Below are 15,807 nucleotides of genomic sequence, written 5' to 3' on the forward strand. Positions count from 1 at the left end.
AGTTCGTAATGAATTAACTGTTGTTCACTCTTCAAGACTTTAAAACGTATTTTTTTGTGATACGGTCTTGTGAGTGCCCACACAGATTGTCTGATTAATTGTTAAAGAGCAGGCTGAATCAAAAAATAACATTCTCGTTCAGCCGGGCTGCGTATACTACGCCTTTCGCCCGCAGAGTCAAGCGCTTATTCGCTTTCCTTCTGCCTGACGTCACAATGTTTATCAGCGTTGTGTCGGTCAGTGGTGGCGCATTATAGGGAGCTCAGATTTTTATACAATACTTTTTTTCACATTTATCACCAACAGGCTAATACTTGTTCTTTTTGAGCAAAATTCAAACCAACATAGCCCAATTCAATAAGTTTCTTTCATTGCATACTGGTATTTTCCTCACTAAAATCTTATTAAAAGTAAATCTCAATTTTCTCATCAGAGGTATACATGTCCGAAACGCTACGCAGTTACCTTAATATTCAACCCAAAGTTGGTCAGAACGTTATGCTAGATTCGTCTAGTGTAATCATTGGTGATGTTAGACTTGCTGATGATGTCAGTATATGGCCTTTAGTTGTCATCCGTGGGGACGTTAATTATGTATCTATTGGTACACGTACTAACATTCAAGATGGCTCTATATTACATGTGACACACAAAACAACAGACAATCCTCATGGTTTCCCTTTAATTGTAGGAAATGATGTCACTATCGGGCATAAAGTTATACTTCATGGCTGCACTATCGGTAATCAAGTACTTATCGGTATGGGCTCTATTTTACTTGATGGTTCAGTGATCGAAGATAACGTTATTGTTGGAGCAGGCAGCCTAGTAGCCCCAGGCAAGATATTAGAAAGTGGGTACCTTTATATCGGCAGCCCTGCCCGTCAGGTCAGAAAACTAAAACCTGAAGAATTAAAAGGACTATGTTATTCAGCAAGCCACTACGTTAATTTGAAAAATAACTATTTGCAGGAAGATAATATGTAACGTCCCAAACGATCATCATCCTCGTTATTAATTACTAATTCGAATTCCTCTTCTATATCCCAACGATTTTGTCGAAAAAGACTTAGTGGATGATGATCTTTCGTTCCATAACGGTATAAAAGATCCTCGGCGCTTATAACGCATTGAACCAGTAATCCATTTACCAGTGCGGGAAAAATGACTATCCGTTCTTGCTCGTTCCACTCTTCTCGATCAGGAAATTGAATAGATTGATTCACGAATGTAATTCCTGTTCCAATGTTAGCAATACAGGTGTAATTTCAGGCAATACGCCATGCCATAATTTAAATGAATGAGCAGCTTGCCCTACTAACATTCCTAATCCATCCGCATAACGAGAAACACCATGCTTCTTAGCAAAGGAAATAAAGGGCGTCAAATTAGCCTGGTAAAACATGTCATAACAGACACAATTTTCATTAAATATGAATGGAGATATAGAAGGAATCTCATCGTTAATACCAGATGCAGTCGCATTGATAATGAGCTCAAATTCAGGATTATTCAGTGTTTTCATCTCAATAGGCCGAATATTACCTATTGACGAAAAATCATTAGCAACCTGTATAGCGCGACTAAACGTGCGGTTTGTTATTGTAATTTCACAACCAAATTCTAATAATGGAAATAAAACACCTCTTGCAGCACCACCAGCTCCAATGATCAAAATATGTTGTCCTTGAGTAATAAACCCAAGTCGTATCAAATCTGTTAATAACCCTATACCATCCGTGTTATCACCAAGCAATTTATTATTATCCAATAATTTCAAAGTATTAACTGCACCACTGAGTCTTGCTCGTTCAGTCAATTCATTTGCCCGAATAAATGCTTGTTCTTTAAATGGAACAGTAATATTGGCTCCTATACCTCCTTGTTTAAGAAATACATCCAATGCCTCTTCGAATTTACTTATCGGCACTAGAATTTTCCCGTAACGATGCTCAATACCTGTTTGCCCAGCGAATAACTGATGGATACGCGGAGATTTACTGTGCGCAACAGGATTACCAAAGACGGCAAATTGATCCATATTGATTCCTCTCCTATCCTTGACGATAAAGTTCACCAGTTAAAGCATCCCGAATTTCCGAAGGATTTTTCCGACCTCCAACATCTCCATTTAATATAGGAAGCTTATCTCCAAACTGTTGTCTAACTTCTTCTACTGTTCTGCATGGTTCAAGACCATTCAAATTTGCACTTGTCGACACCAATGGCTTGCCATAAAAAGTACATAACTGTTTCACCAAAGGATGATCACTAACTCTGACAGCCAAGGTAGTAAATTGCCCAGTCAGCCATTTAGATGTACTGAATTTGGCAGGGATTACCCAAGTTACAGGCCCTGGCCAACAAGCAAACATAACTTCTTTTTGTGCTTCTGTTAAAAGTTTATCATCAAGATATGGCTGTAATTGTTCATAATTATCTGCGATAAGAATCAACCCTTTCTGCCAAGGACGTTTCTTTAATATAAGCAGTTCATTTACCGCTTTTTCACTATCAGGATCACATCCAAGTCCAAAAACAGCTTCAGTCGGATAGGAAATCACTTTTTCTGCTTTTAATGCAGTTAATACATTCTCAAATGCAGATAATGCTTCATTGCCCATTTTATTACTCTACTTAATTTACTTGCTGTTTTCCACACAATTTACTGGCACAAAATGATTTTACACCTTGTGATGTACGTTTTTCCACCAGCAATGGATAAGAACAAAACATACATTTACCCTCAATTGGCTTATTATTTAATACAAACTGGCAATTAGGGTAACGGTTACACGAATGGAAAATTTTTCCAAAACGTGATTTCCTTTGGAGTAGTTGTCCTTGTTTACATTGCGGACAAGATATTAACGTCTCATCCGGCTTATCAATTAGCTCTGCATGTTCACATTCAGGATAACGACTACAACCAATGAACATTCCATAACGTCCTTGACACAAAATCAAATTGGCTCCACACGCCGGACATAGCTGCCCTTCAAGTTCTTTTACCACATGACCATCACTTTGCCCTTTTAATGGACGAATATATTGACATGATGGATAACCAGAACATCCAAGAAATGGGCCATGGATACCATTACGTATAACCAATACAGAACCACATTCAGGGCAATATTCAGTTTCATTAGTAGAGAAAGGAACCATTTTTGCCATACTATTTTCACTCAAAAAATTATTCTCATATGACGTTGAACAGGACAGGACTCTGGAAATTCAGTTAATTTAACTCACGCGTACATAACCACCAGCAACCACAGCCACCTTACCCAGTAGTTCCAGCTCAAGGAGCTTTGTCATTACCTCAGTTATAGGTAATGAAGAACGCTGAGCAATAATATCAACAGGCGTTATTTCAGCTCCTACGTTAACTAGCACATCCGTAAATGGCAACTCAGTTTGCTCAAACTGCGGTTTTACTTCTTCCCCCGTTCTTTCCATATTCAACCATTGTAGTGAACTGTAAACATGTTCCACAATATCCATTGTGTTTGTAGCTAAATATGCACCTTGCTTTATTAACCAATGATTCCCTTCGCTCACTGAATTTCCCAAAAGCCCTGGTAATGCAAATACATCTCTTCCTTGTTCTAGGGCACAACGAGCGGTAATTAACGAGCCACTATTTTGACCCGCTTCTACAACAATCACTGCTGAGCTTAATCCACTTATAATCCGATTTCTTTTAGGAAAATTTTTTGCACGCGGCGGCATATCCGGAAAAAATTCAGAAACAAGAGCACCATTCTCCTCAATTTGCTTTGCTAATGATCCGTGTCTATGAGGATAAATCTGCCCAAGCCCACTACCTAATACAGCTACCGTTTCTCCTCCACTATCCAATGCAGCTCGGTGACAAATACCATCAATACCAATAGCTAAACCACTAGTAATAACTAACTCATATCCAACCAGTTCACTTGCAAAAACTCTTCCCCATTTCTCACCATAATAGCTTGCTGTCCTGCTCCCTACCATCGCCACCTGCTTCTTTAAAAGGGTATTTGGTTTTCCTGACACAAAAAGCACAAGCGGAGGGGTATGTATCTGCTTTAATAGAGGTGGATACGAAGGGTGAGAATATGTCAATAAATGGTGCTCTGGTTGTTCCAGCCACTTAAGGCATGAGGCGAGTAAGGTTTTATTTACTTTAGTAAATTGCAGAGATTGTGCTGACGATAATCCACTATCTTTCAGCACAGCGAGATAACGATTCCCGGAATGTAATAATTTTTCTGCAACATTTGCTGCTCTCTCTGTTGCCAAATGAGAAACCATCTTCATTCGCAACCATACTTCCATAGCTTCCATGTTGTCATCCTAGCTAAGATTGACGGACAAAACTAAACTGCTCAATTAGCAATCGATACTGTCAATCTAAACGGGAAATGTCTAGAATAGACATAGAATACCATTAACATTTTGGACGCAGATCTAAACATATATGTCAGTATTACAAGTATTACATTACCCAGACGAGCGGCTTCGCACTATTGCAACGCCAGTTGAAACAGTTGATGCAGAGATTCGACGTATCATTGATGATATGTTTGAAACTATGTATGCAGAAGAAGGCATTGGTTTGGCCGCAACACAAGTTGATATTCATCAGCGTATTGTTGTTATTGACGTATCAGAAACACGTAATGAGCGTCTCGTTCTTATCAACCCAGAATTACTGGAAAAAAGTGGCGAAACTGGGATAGAAGAGGGCTGTTTGTCTATTCCTGAGCAACGAGCACTGGTGCCACGAGCCGAAAAAGTCAAAATCAAAGCCCTAGATTACAATGGCCAACCATTTGAATTACAAGCTGATGGCCTGCTAGCAATTTGTATTCAGCACGAAATGGACCATTTAATTGGTAAACTTTTTGTGGATTACTTATCTCCACTGAAACGCCAACGTATACGCCAGAAAGTAGAAAAACTGGACAAACAAAAAAACCGAACCAAGTAAATTAATTAATACAGGAAATAAACGTGTCTGATTCTTTACGTATTGTTTTTGCCGGAACACCTGATTTTGCAGCACGCCATTTAGAGGCTTTGTTAATGTCTAAGCATGAGGTGGTTGGCGTTCTAACTCAACCAGATAGACCGGCAGGAAGAGGTAAAAAACTGACACCCAGTCCTGTAAAGGTACTGGCAGAGGAACGTAACATCACCGTTTTTCAGCCAGCTACTTTACGCTCAGAAAAAAACCAACAATGGATTCTAAAACAACAGCCTGATGTTCTCATAGTTGTTGCCTATGGATTGATCCTTCCTAAGGCTGTTTTAAATATTCCAAGATTAGGCTGCCTAAACGTACATGGCTCCCTATTACCACGTTGGCGAGGTGCAGCCCCCATTCAACGCTCGCTCTGGGCTGGCGATACAGAAACAGGCGTAACGATCATGCAAATGGATATAGGTCTTGATACTGGCAACATACTATATAAAGCAAGCTGCCCTATTACACCTGAGGATACCAGCGCCAGTTTATACGAAAAACTGGCCAACATTGGGCCAGATGCGTTACTCGAAACATTATCGTTAATAACATCGGGTAAAAATCAACCTGAAATTCAAAACGAAAATTTAGTTACCTACGCTGAAAAACTAAGCAAAGAAGAAGCCCGTATAGATTGGGAACTATCTGCAACCCACCTCGAACGCTGTATTCGTGCATTTAATCCCTGGCCCATGAGCTTTTTCGAGATGGAAGGGCAACCTGTTAAAGTTTGGAAAGCAGAAGCCATTGAAGAACAAACTTCTGCAGAACCAGGAACTGTATTAAAAGCAGACAAAAAAGGTATTTATATTGCCACTGCTGATGGAATTCTGAACATTACTCAATTACAGCCTGCTGGTAAAAAAGCAATGTCAGCAGCAAATCTACTTAACTCTAAACGTGAATGGTTTACACCAGGCAATAAAATCAATTAAATACTATTTTATGCTGTAAGCATTCTCACAAATTTTCTCTTAATGCTGGCTTGTGTCAGCTTTTTTTAACTATGAAAAACACATATAATCTACGAAGTGTTGCCGCAAAAGCAATCAATCAAGTTCTGGACCAAGGACAGTCTCTGAGTACAGTCTTACCCAAACTGCAACAAAATATAACCGATAAAGATAAACCCTTGTTACAGGAATTATCTTTCGGAGTATTACGCGTATTACCACAACTAGAGTGGATAATAGGTCAACTAATGGCAAAACCATTAAAAGGTAAACAACGTATTCTTCATTACCTGCTTATGGTTGGAATATACCAACTTGCCTATACTCGCATCCCAGCCCATGCAGCACTTGCTGAAACAGTAAATGGGGCCGTAACGCTGAAGTATCCTCAATTAAAAGGGCTAATTAACGGCGTTCTTCGCCAATTTCAGAGACAACAGCTACAGTTAATGGAATGTGTACAAAATAATCCCAGCCATCACTTACACCCAGTATGGCTATTAACTCGAATCCAAAAAGCCTATCCACAACAATGGCAACAATTTATTAATGCTAATAATAAAAAACCACCTATGTGGTTAAGAGTTAATCGTATATATCATAGTCGGGATGAATATCTCGCTCTTCTTCATAAATCGGGAATTGATGCGGAACCAACGCCCAAATCACCTTATGCTATCCGCATAATTTCCCCTTGTCCTGTAACAATATTACCTGGATTTGACAAAGGTTGGGTCACTGTCCAAGATGTATCCGCACAAGAGTGTGTCGAGTTACTAAAACCCACTAATGGAGAGAAAATTCTCGATCTTTGTGCAGCACCTGGAGGGAAAACAACACATATCCTCGAAGTAGCACCAGAATCTCAAGTATTAGCGGTGGATATTGATGAGCAAAGAATCAAACGAGTAAAAGAAAATCTCCAACGCCTTAATTGCCACGCTACAGTAAAAACCGGTGACGGACGCCACCCTGAACAATGGGCAGAAAATCAGCAATTCGACCGCATTCTTTTAGATGCCCCGTGTTCAGCAACAGGAGTAATCCGTCGCCATCCTGATATCAAATGGTTACGCCGCGAGGAAGATATTACTCAATTAGTTCAATTACAATCTGAGATTCTTGATGCAATCTGGCCATACTTAAAGAAAGGCGGAACGCTAGTATATGCAACCTGTTCTATTCTACCAGATGAAAATAGCCAGCAAATCAGCTCGTTTTTAAAACGCCACCCAGATGCAAAATTAACAGGAGCAGAAGCAAATGATTGTCCGGGAAAACAAATAATACCTGAGTTAAATGGTGGCGATGGTTTCTTTTACGCTCGATTAATTAAACAGTAATATATCTTTGCAATTCATAGAGATAGTTATTTGTTTTCAATAAATTAGAGAATACTATGAAAATAATTATTCTTGGTGCAGGTCAAGTTGGCGGTACATTAGCTGAAAATCTGGTAGGTGAGAATAATGATATCACTATAGTCGATACTGATCCTAACCGTTTACACCAACTACAAGATAAATTCGATCTCAGAGTAGTCAATGGTCATGGCTCTTACCCCAGGGTATTAAGAGAAGCTGGTGCTGAAGATGCTGATATGTTAGTTGCTGTAACTAATTCTGACGAAACTAACATGATTGCATGCCAAATTGCTTATTCTTTATTCAATACACCAAATAAAGTTGCGCGAATACGCGCAGCAGAATATATCTGCGAAGCAGATAAACTTTTTCTCCCTAATGATATTCCTATTGACTATCTTATTTCACCAGAACAACTTGTCATAGACTATATTTACAAGCTAATTCAATATCCTGGTGCCTTACAAGTTGTTAACTTTGCCGAAGGCCGAGTAAGTATTGTTGCGGTAAAAGCTTATTATGGAGGCTCACTTGTAGGAAATGCACTTTCCTCACTTCGTGAGCACATGCCACACATTAATACCAGAGTTGCTGCAATATTCCGTCAGGATAGACCAATAAGACCACAAGGTTCTACAATTATTGAAGCCGGTGACGAAGTTTTCTTTGTCGCTGCATCACAACATATTCGTGCTGTAATGAGTGAGCTTCAACGTTTAGAAAAGCCCTACAAGCGTATTATGATCGTAGGTGGTGGTAATGTGGGTGCCGGCCTTGCACTACGTCTCGAAAAAGATTACAGGGTTAAATTAATCGAACGAAATCAACAAAGAGCTACAGAACTAGCTGAATTATTGCATGACACCATTGTTTTCTATGGAGATGCCTCCGATCAAGAGTTATTAGCTGAAGAACATGTAGAACAAGTAGATGTATTTATTGCTCTAACCAACGATGACGAAGCAAATATCATGTCTGCAATGCTTGCCAAACGCATGGGGGCCAAAAAAGCCATGGTTCTCATCCAACGTAGTGCATATGTCGATTTAGTTCAAGGCGGTGTCATTGATATTGCAATCTCTCCACAACAAGCGACAATATCCGCGCTACTAGGTCATGTCCGCAAAGCGGATATCGTAAGCGTTTCCTCATTGCGTCGCGGAGTGGCCGAAGCTATCGAAGCGATTGCTCATGGAGATGAAAACACATCAAAGGTTGTTGGTCGAGCTGTAGGCGATATTAAATTACCACCAGGCACTACAATTGGTGCAATAGCACGCGGTGAGGAAGTCATTATTGCTAATGATTACAGCGTGATCGAACAAGGAGATCATGTAATTATGTTTATTACAGATAAGAAATTTGTCCCCGAAGTAGAGAAGTTATTCCAACCGAGTCCTTTTTTCCTTTAAAAAACCAAAGAAATAGTCATGTACCAGTCATATAATTCGAACACAATAACTGATACAACTTGGCCTATTTTAATTAGAAGAATATGATAAAACTTTTAAGTTATTTTACAGATTTACTATGAAAAGTAATTTTGTCAATTTAGCTGCTGACGTCAGCATCGATTACTGAAACAAGATCACTATTAGAAACCAGTAGCTTACTGGAAAATAGGAAATTAACCTATTAAACTAAAAGACCAGTAGTAAAGAATCTAATAACCCCTTACCACTGGTCTCCCAGTTACTTGCTTTACTATGTTTTTCTTTCCTCTGGTAACTTCCTTTTCCCTTCTTATTTTTTTCAACTCGCTGTTTAAATAGTGGATCACGTAATAAAGCTTCTAGAGCATTGTCCTTTATTACACCTTTTTTATGGTGATATATAATCATCATATGCCTCTATAATATTAATTTATCTGAAAACATAACAATTGTACTCTCTGGATTTTCAATAATAAAGAAAAATTACTTATTTCTTATTTAAAGCACCTTGTTCTAACGTTTCAAGAATAGAACAATAAGTACTTATATGAGAGCTACCACAGCAAGCATCACTTAACATCTTAAGTGAATCACGCATTTTTCGCATTTCAAGAAGTTTTTCCTCCACTTCCATTAACCTAGCATCTACAATTTGCTTCGACTCTTCACAAGTATGATGTGCTGGATCTACACGGATAGACAATAATTCTGTAATAGCCTCCAATGTAAACCCCAATTGCTTAGCATAACGTATAAACCGAAGGCGCTGTAGATCTTGCTCTGTATAAAGTCTATATCCTCCTTCTGTACGGTTCTGATGTTCCATCATTCCTTGTTTTTCATAGAAACGCACAGTATCAGGAGTTACATTCGCTAATTTAGCCAGTTGGCCAATACGATACATCTTTATATCTCCTACAATAGATCACATTACTTAAGATATCAGCATAGCAGGATGAAAAGAAATAAGTTAGAGATTCATTATATACAAACGTAAAAAAACCGGGATAAACCCGGTTCTTTTATATGCCCCTACAGATTACTCCGCAGTCGCAACTTCTGTTTGAAGCTCAGCGGCACGGTCAACAAGCTCGATGTATGCCATCGGAGCATTGTCACCAGCACGGAAGCCACACTTAAGAATACGAGTGTAACCACCTGCGCGGCTCGCAAAACGCGGGCCCAGCTCATTAAACAGTTTTGCCACGATTTCGTTATCACGAGTACGGGCGAATGCCAGACGACGATTAGCTACGCTGTCGATCTTGGCAAGAGTAATCAGCGGCTCAACGACGCGACGCAGTTCTTTCGCTTTAGGCAGAGTCGTCTTGATGATTTCATGACGAACCAAAGAACCTGCCATGTTGCGGAACATAGCTTGGCGATGGCTGCTGTTGCGGTTCAATTGACGACCACTCTTACGATGGCGCATGACCTTATCCTTCTCAGTAAAACCTTAACCTGTGATCTAGTTATTCATCAGCAATACTTGCTGGCGGCCAGTTTTCCAAGCGCATGCCCAGAGATAAGCCACGTGAAGCCAGTACGTCTTTGATCTCTGTAAGAGATTTTTTACCCAGGTTAGGTGTCTTAAGTAACTCAACCTCGGTACGCTGTACCAAATCACCGATGTAGTGGATAGCTTCTGCCTTAAGACAGTTAGCAGAGCGGACAGTCAATTCCAGATCGTCAACAGGGCGCAGCAGGATCGGATCAAACTCTGGCTTCTCTTCTTTTACTTCTGGCTGACGTACATCACGTAAATCAACAAAAGCTTCTAGCTGTTCAGCCAAAATAGTAGCTGCACGGCGAATCGCCTCTTCAGGATCGATTGTACCGTTAGTTTCCATCTCGATAACCAACTTGTCCAAATCGGTACGTTGTTCTACACGCGCTGCTTCAACATTGTAGGCAATACGCTCTACTGGGCTATAACAAGCGTCTACTAACAAACGACCAATAGGGCGCTCATCTTCTTCCGAATGAATCCGGGCAGAAGCCGGCACATAACCTCGACCACGCTGAACTTTAATGCGCATGCTTATAGAAGCAGTTTCGTCAGTCAGGTGGCAGATTACATGCTGCGGCTTGACGATTTCGACATCTCCATCGTGGATAATGTCGGCTGCAGTCACAGGGCCAATGCCAGACTTATTCAAGGTAAGAATAACTTCATCTTTTCCCTGAACTCTTACCGCCAGCCCTTTCAGGTTGAGGAGAATCTCCAGGATATCTTCCTGTACACCTTCTTTGGTGCTGTACTCATGCAGTACACCATCAATCTCAACCTCAGTCACCGCACAACCCGGCATAGACGAAAGCAGAATACGGCGCAGTGCGTTACCTAGAGTATGGCCAAAGCCACGCTCTAATGGCTCAAGGGTCACCTTGGCGTGCGTCGAACTGACTTGCTCGATATCAACCAGGCGCGGTTTTAGAAACTCTGTCACAGAACCCTGCATTGTGTCCTCTCTTTGGTGCTAAGCTTTACTTAGAGTAAAGCTCGACGATCAGGTGTTCGTTGATGTCAGCAGACAGATCAGCACGTTCTGGAATACGTTTGAACACACCTTCCATCTTCACAGCATCAACCTCCAACCAAGTTGGTTTCTCACGCTGCTCAGCCAGCTCTAAAGCCGCCTTGATACGAGACTGCTTTTTCGATTTTTCGCGAACGCTGACTACGTCATTCGGGGATACCTGATAAGAAGCGATGTTAACAACGCGGCCATTTACCATGATAGCCTTATGGCTTACCATTTGGCGTGACTCAGCGCGAGTCGCCCCGAAACCCATACGGTAAACAACGTTGTCCAGACGACCTTCCAGCAAACTCAGCAGGTTCTCACCTGTGTTGCCTTTCAGACGAGTTGCTTCTTTATAGTAGTTACGGAATTGACGTTCCAGAACACCGTAAATACGACGAACTTTTTGTTTTTCACGTAACTGCACACCGTAGTCAGACAGACGCGGTTTACGTGCGCCATGCTGCCCAGGTGCTTGTTCTAATTTACACTTGGTGTCAATCGCGCGAACGCCAGACTTCAGGAATAGATCTGTACCCTCGCGACGGCTCAGCTTGAGCTTAGGACCCAAATATCTTGCCATTTTCTTTCTCCAATCGAACCTAAAAAGTAAACGCTATTAAACGCGACGTTTTTTAGGTGGACGACAACCGTTATGAGGGATCGGAGTCACATCAGTAATGTTAGTAATGCGGAAACCTGCCGCATTTAACGCTCGAATAGTTGACTCGCGGCCAGGACCAGGTCCCTTAACCATAACTTCCAGGTTCTTAATTCCGTATTCTTTCACTGCTTCGGCGCAACGCTCTGCTGCAACCTGAGCGGCAAACGGAGTAGATTTACGAGAACCACGGAAACCGGAACCACCGGCAGTTGCCCAACCCAGAGCGTTACCCTGACGGTCAGTAATGGTCACGATTGTGTTATTGAAAGAAGCATGGATATGAGCCACACCATCAGAGACTTGCTTTCTTACACGCTTACGTGCACGAATAGGTGCTTTTGCCATTATACAATACCCCGATTATTTCTTGATCGGCTTACGTGGACCCTTACGGGTACGTGCATTGGTCTTAGTACGCTGGCCGCGAACAGGTAGACCACGACGGTGACGTAAACCACGATAAGTACCAAGATCCATCAGACGTTTGATGCTCAGGGTTACTTCACGACGCAAATCGCCTTCTACAACGTATCTAGCAACTTCGTCACGCAGCTTATCAATTTGCTCTTCAGACAGCTCACTGATCTTAACATGTTCAGCAATACCCGCCGCAGCACAAATAGCTTGGGAGCGAGTTTTACCAATTCCGTAAATCGATGTTAAAGCGATCACGGTATGCTTCTGATCAGGAATGTTAATGCCTGCTATACGGGCCACTATGCACTCCTAAGTTATTTATTTACCGCAACACCATTCTGAAAAGCCCGTTTTCAGGATACTCAAACAGTGTTGCTGTGATATAAAAAAGATTGGCTGGCTAATTTAGCCAGCTCAAACCGACTTTGCAAGAAAAATATGCTATTTTATTAGCCTTGGCGTTGTTTATGCTTAGGCTCTGCACTACAAATCACACGAACGACACCGTTACGCTTAACGATTTTGCAGTTGCGACATAATTTCTTGACGGAAGCACGAACTTTCATTTTTACTCTCCGTAACTTCTCAAGCAAACCAATTAACGGTTATAACCTTTAAGATTTGCCTTCTTCAATGCAGACTCATACTGACTTGACATCATCAGAGTTTGCACTTGAGCCATAAAGTCCATGATGACTACAACTACGATAAGTAGCGAAGTACCACCAAAATAAAATGGCACCTTCATCGCATCACGCATGAACTCCGGGATTAAGCAGATAAAAGTAATATACATCGCACCAACTAAAGTTAGGCGCGTCATTACTTTATCAATGTACTTGGCTGTTTGCTCTCCCGGACGAATTCCTGGTACAAATGCACCGGACTTCTTCAGGTTATCTGCTGTTTCTCTCGGGTTGAAAACCAACGCGGTATAGAAAAAACAGAAGAAGATGATTGCAGACGCGTAGAGTAACACATAAAGAGGTTGCCCAGGCTGCAAGTACATTGAAACAGTAGTCAGCCAGTTCCAACCAGTTCCTCCCCCGAACCAAGAAGCTATGGTACCAGGGAACAGAATAATGCTGGAAGCAAAAATTGCAGGGATAACCCCAGCCATGTTCACTTTCAACGGTAAATGTGTGCTCTGTGCAGCATAAACTCGGCGACCTTGTTGACGTTTCGCATAGTTAACAACGATACGTCGTTGGCCACGCTCCATGAAAACAACGAAGAAAGTTACTGCAAACACTAGCACTGCAACCAACAGCAACAGGAGGAAGTGCAGATCGCCTTGCCGAGCTTGCTCGATGGTATGGCCAATGGCCGGCGGCAAACCCGCAACAATACCAGCAAAGATTATGATAGAGATACCGTTTCCAATACCACGCTCAGTAATCTGCTCACCCAACCACATTAGGAACATAGTCCCAGTAACCAGGCTCACAACAGCCGTGAAGTAGAAAGCAAATCCTGGATTGATCACCAGTCCTTGCATTCCTGGCATATTTGGCAAACCAGTAGCAATACCGATTGACTGGAATATAGCCAGCACTAAAGTACCATAGCGAGTATACTGGCTAATCTTACGACGACCAGCTTCCCCTTCCTTCTTAATCTCCGCCAACGTTGGATGAACCACCGTCAACAACTGAATAATAATAGACGCAGAAATATACGGCATTATCCCCAGTGCAAAGATAGAAGCACGACTTAAAGCACCACCAGAGAACATGTTAAACATTTCAATGATGGTGCCCCTTTGCTGTTCGAGCAATTTGGCAAGCACAGTGGCATCAATACCAGGGATAGGAATAAAAGAACCAATGCGGAAAACAATTAACGCGCCAATAACAAACAACAGCCTACGTTTCAGCTCGCCTAGTCCACCTTTAGCACTTTGAAAATCTAATCCTGGTTGTTTAGCCATCTGTTACTTATTCCTCAATTTTACCGCCAGCAGCTTCAATTGCAGCACGAGCGCCTTTAGTAACACGAAGGCCACGCACAGTTACTACACGATTGATTTCACCAGAAAGAATAACTTTCGCGAATTCAATTTGAGTGCCAACAATATTAGCGGCTTTCAATGCGTTCAGATCAATAATATCGCCTTCAACGGCAGCAAAATCAGATAAACGAACTTCTGCTGTAACCATCGCCTTACGTGAAGTAAAACCAAATTTTGGCAAACGACGGTACAAAGGCATCTGACCACCTTCAAAACCACGGCGTACGCCACCGCCAGAACGAGACTTCTGGCCTTTGTGACCACGGCCACCGGTTTTACCCAAGCCAGAACCAATACCTCGACCTACACGTTTAGGCGCATGCTTGGAACCTTCAGCCGGAGACAGAGTATTTAAGCGCATCTGTTACTCCTCAACTTTAACCATATAGGAAACCAAGTTGATCATACCACGTATAGCAGGAGTATCTTCACGCTCTACTGTATGACCGATACGGCGCAGACCTAAACCAACCAAAGTTGCCTTATGCTTAGGCAGACGGCCGATTGAACTGCGAATCTGTGTTATTTTAATAGTCTTAGCCATGGTCATTACCCCAGAATTTCTTCGACGGATTTACCACGCTTAGCGGCGACCATTTCTGGAGACTTCATGCTGTCTAAAGCATCCAGAGTTGCACGAACCACATTAATAGGGTTAGTGGAACCATAGGTTTTAGCCAGTACGTTATGAACACCAGCCACTTCCAAAACAGCACGCATAGCACCGCCTGCGATGATACCAGTACCTTCGTGAGCAGGCTGCATGAACACACGGGAACCAGTGTGTGCACCTTTTACTGGGTGATACAAAGTGCCGCTGTTCAGTGCGACGGTTTTCATATTGCGACGGGCTTTTTCCATCGCTTTCTGGATTGCTGCCGGAACTTCGCGTGCTTTGCCGTAGCCAAAACCAACGCGACCATTACCATCACCTACAACAGTTAGTGCGGTAAAGCTGAAAATCCGGCCACCTTTTACGGTTTTAGATACGCGATTTACCGCAATCAGCTTTTCCTGCAGTTCGCCAGCTTGTTTTTCGATGTGAGCCATCTTACACCTCTACCTTAGAACTGAAGGCCAGCTTCACGGGCAGCATCTGCCAGTGCCTGGACTCGACCATGATATTGGAAACCAGAGCGGTCAAAGGATACATCTTTAATACCTTTTTCCAACGCACGTTCAGCAATTGCTTTGCCAACTGCTGCTGCTGCTTCTTTATTTCCAGTGTATTTCAGTTGCTCATTGATAGCTTTTTCTGTAGTAGAAGCTGCCACCAAAGTTTCAGAACCGTTTGGTGCGATAACCTGCGCATAAATATGGCGAGGGGTACGATGTACCACCAGGCGAGTTGCACCCAGTTCCTGGAGCTTGCGGCGTGCGCGGGTCGCACGACGGATACGAGCTGCTTTCTTATCCATAGTGTTAC

Annotated in this window: 23 protein-coding genes; 5 read left to right on the plus strand and 18 right to left on the minus strand. The window is 42.0% G+C overall.

Features of this window, described 5'->3' with window-relative positions:
* Positions 1–441 precede the first annotated feature (441 nt).
* A complete protein-coding gene (locus tag EAE93_RS22305; protein ID WP_214040603.1) occupies positions 442–987 on the plus strand; it encodes a gamma carbonic anhydrase family protein in 546 nt (181 codons plus the stop codon).
* On the opposite strand, the gene EAE93_RS22310 is transcribed toward EAE93_RS22305, so the two are convergent.
* The 5 genes from EAE93_RS22310 to dprA all read right to left on the minus strand — a co-directional run bounded on the left by EAE93_RS22310 (position 963) and on the right by dprA (position 4,332).
* Positions 963–1,226, minus strand: a complete 264-nt coding sequence (locus tag EAE93_RS22310; RefSeq protein ID WP_036814866.1) for a DUF1488 family protein — start codon at positions 1,224–1,226, stop codon at positions 963–965. The two genes, EAE93_RS22305 and EAE93_RS22310, sit on opposite strands and share 25 nt — an antisense overlap.
* Positions 1,223–2,041, minus strand: coding sequence for a shikimate dehydrogenase (gene aroE, locus EAE93_RS22315; protein ID WP_036814867.1), 819 nt, complete (start codon positions 2,039–2,041; stop codon positions 1,223–1,225). Before aroE ends, EAE93_RS22310 begins: the two co-directional genes overlap by 4 nt.
* A 13-nt stretch (positions 2,042–2,054) precedes the next feature.
* Entirely contained in the window at positions 2,055–2,624 is a 570-nt protein-coding gene (gene tsaC, locus EAE93_RS22320) for an L-threonylcarbamoyladenylate synthase type 1 TsaC (RefSeq protein WP_036814868.1), read from the minus strand.
* Positions 2,625–2,637: 13 nt separating this feature from the next.
* Positions 2,638–3,177, minus strand: coding sequence for a DNA topoisomerase family protein (locus tag EAE93_RS22325; protein WP_036814869.1), 540 nt, complete (start codon positions 3,175–3,177; stop codon positions 2,638–2,640).
* Positions 3,178–3,246: 69 nt separating this feature from the next.
* Complete coding sequence (dprA, locus tag EAE93_RS22330; RefSeq protein WP_036814870.1) at positions 3,247–4,332, minus strand: DNA-protecting protein DprA; 1,086 nt, start codon at positions 4,330–4,332, stop codon at positions 3,247–3,249.
* Between the two features lie 133 nt (positions 4,333–4,465).
* Here dprA and def point away from each other — a divergent pair, with 133 nt between their 5' ends.
* From def to trkA, 4 genes are all read left to right on the plus strand, one after another.
* Positions 4,466–4,978 carry a peptide deformylase gene (gene def, locus EAE93_RS22335; RefSeq protein ID WP_036781861.1) on the plus strand — a complete coding sequence of 171 codons (513 nt, stop codon included), beginning with the start codon at positions 4,466–4,468 and terminating at the stop codon, positions 4,976–4,978.
* A gap of 23 nt (positions 4,979–5,001) precedes the next feature.
* The gene (gene fmt, locus EAE93_RS22340) at positions 5,002–5,949 is read left to right on the plus strand and encodes a methionyl-tRNA formyltransferase (protein WP_036814871.1); all 948 of its coding nucleotides are present in this window, start codon (positions 5,002–5,004) and stop codon (positions 5,947–5,949) included.
* A 71-nt stretch (positions 5,950–6,020) separates the two neighbouring features.
* Positions 6,021–7,310, plus strand: a complete 1,290-nt coding sequence (gene rsmB / locus EAE93_RS22345; protein ID WP_036781865.1) for a 16S rRNA (cytosine(967)-C(5))-methyltransferase RsmB — start codon at positions 6,021–6,023, stop codon at positions 7,308–7,310.
* 56 nt (positions 7,311–7,366) lie between these two features.
* On the plus strand, positions 7,367–8,743 hold the full coding sequence (gene trkA / locus EAE93_RS22350) for a Trk system potassium transporter TrkA (RefSeq protein ID WP_036781867.1): 1,377 nt from the start codon (positions 7,367–7,369) through the stop codon (positions 8,741–8,743).
* A 228-nt stretch (positions 8,744–8,971) separates the two neighbouring features.
* On the opposite strand, the gene EAE93_RS22355 is transcribed toward trkA, so the two are convergent.
* From EAE93_RS22355 to rplR, 13 genes are all read right to left on the minus strand, one after another.
* Positions 8,972–9,172, minus strand: a complete 201-nt coding sequence (locus EAE93_RS22355; protein WP_036781869.1) for an alternative ribosome-rescue factor A — start codon at positions 9,170–9,172, stop codon at positions 8,972–8,974.
* Between the two features lie 79 nt (positions 9,173–9,251).
* A complete protein-coding gene (gene zntR / locus EAE93_RS22360) occupies positions 9,252–9,668 on the minus strand; it encodes a Zn(2+)-responsive transcriptional regulator (RefSeq protein WP_036781871.1) in 417 nt (138 codons plus the stop codon).
* 135 nt (positions 9,669–9,803) lie between these two features.
* A complete protein-coding gene (rplQ, locus tag EAE93_RS22365; protein ID WP_036781873.1) occupies positions 9,804–10,196 on the minus strand; it encodes a 50S ribosomal protein L17 in 393 nt (130 codons plus the stop codon).
* Positions 10,197–10,236: 40 nt separating this feature from the next.
* Positions 10,237–11,226, minus strand: coding sequence for a DNA-directed RNA polymerase subunit alpha (locus EAE93_RS22370; RefSeq protein ID WP_011148772.1), 990 nt, complete (start codon positions 11,224–11,226; stop codon positions 10,237–10,239).
* Positions 11,227–11,251: 25 nt separating this feature from the next.
* Positions 11,252–11,872, minus strand: a complete 621-nt coding sequence (gene rpsD, locus EAE93_RS22375; RefSeq protein WP_011148773.1) for a 30S ribosomal protein S4 — start codon at positions 11,870–11,872, stop codon at positions 11,252–11,254.
* A 36-nt stretch (positions 11,873–11,908) separates the two neighbouring features.
* Positions 11,909–12,298, minus strand: coding sequence for a 30S ribosomal protein S11 (gene rpsK / locus EAE93_RS22380; RefSeq protein WP_002919257.1), 390 nt, complete (start codon positions 12,296–12,298; stop codon positions 11,909–11,911).
* Positions 12,299–12,313: 15 nt separating this feature from the next.
* Positions 12,314–12,670, minus strand: coding sequence for a 30S ribosomal protein S13 (gene rpsM, locus EAE93_RS22385; protein ID WP_036781875.1), 357 nt, complete (start codon positions 12,668–12,670; stop codon positions 12,314–12,316).
* 149 nt (positions 12,671–12,819) lie between these two features.
* The gene (gene rpmJ, locus EAE93_RS22390) at positions 12,820–12,936 is read right to left on the minus strand and encodes a 50S ribosomal protein L36 (RefSeq protein ID WP_002227352.1); all 117 of its coding nucleotides are present in this window, start codon (positions 12,934–12,936) and stop codon (positions 12,820–12,822) included.
* Positions 12,937–12,968: 32 nt separating this feature from the next.
* Positions 12,969–14,300: a preprotein translocase subunit SecY gene (gene secY, locus EAE93_RS22395; RefSeq protein ID WP_036781877.1), complete on the minus strand. Its 1,332-nt coding sequence runs from the start codon at positions 14,298–14,300 to the stop codon at positions 12,969–12,971.
* A 7-nt stretch (positions 14,301–14,307) separates the two neighbouring features.
* Positions 14,308–14,742, minus strand: a complete 435-nt coding sequence (rplO, locus tag EAE93_RS22400; RefSeq protein WP_036781879.1) for a 50S ribosomal protein L15 — start codon at positions 14,740–14,742, stop codon at positions 14,308–14,310.
* Positions 14,743–14,745: 3 nt separating this feature from the next.
* Entirely contained in the window at positions 14,746–14,925 is a 180-nt protein-coding gene (rpmD, locus tag EAE93_RS22405) for a 50S ribosomal protein L30 (RefSeq protein WP_036781914.1), read from the minus strand.
* 5 nt (positions 14,926–14,930) lie between these two features.
* Complete coding sequence (gene rpsE / locus EAE93_RS22410; protein WP_036781881.1) at positions 14,931–15,431, minus strand: 30S ribosomal protein S5; 501 nt, start codon at positions 15,429–15,431, stop codon at positions 14,931–14,933.
* 14 nt (positions 15,432–15,445) lie between these two features.
* Positions 15,446–15,799, minus strand: a complete 354-nt coding sequence (gene rplR / locus EAE93_RS22415; RefSeq protein ID WP_011148779.1) for a 50S ribosomal protein L18 — start codon at positions 15,797–15,799, stop codon at positions 15,446–15,448.
* Positions 15,800–15,807: the final 8 nt, after the last annotated feature.

The organism is Photorhabdus akhurstii (genome assembly GCF_018448925.1).
Taxonomy (GTDB): Bacteria; Pseudomonadota; Gammaproteobacteria; order Enterobacterales; family Enterobacteriaceae; genus Photorhabdus; species Photorhabdus akhurstii.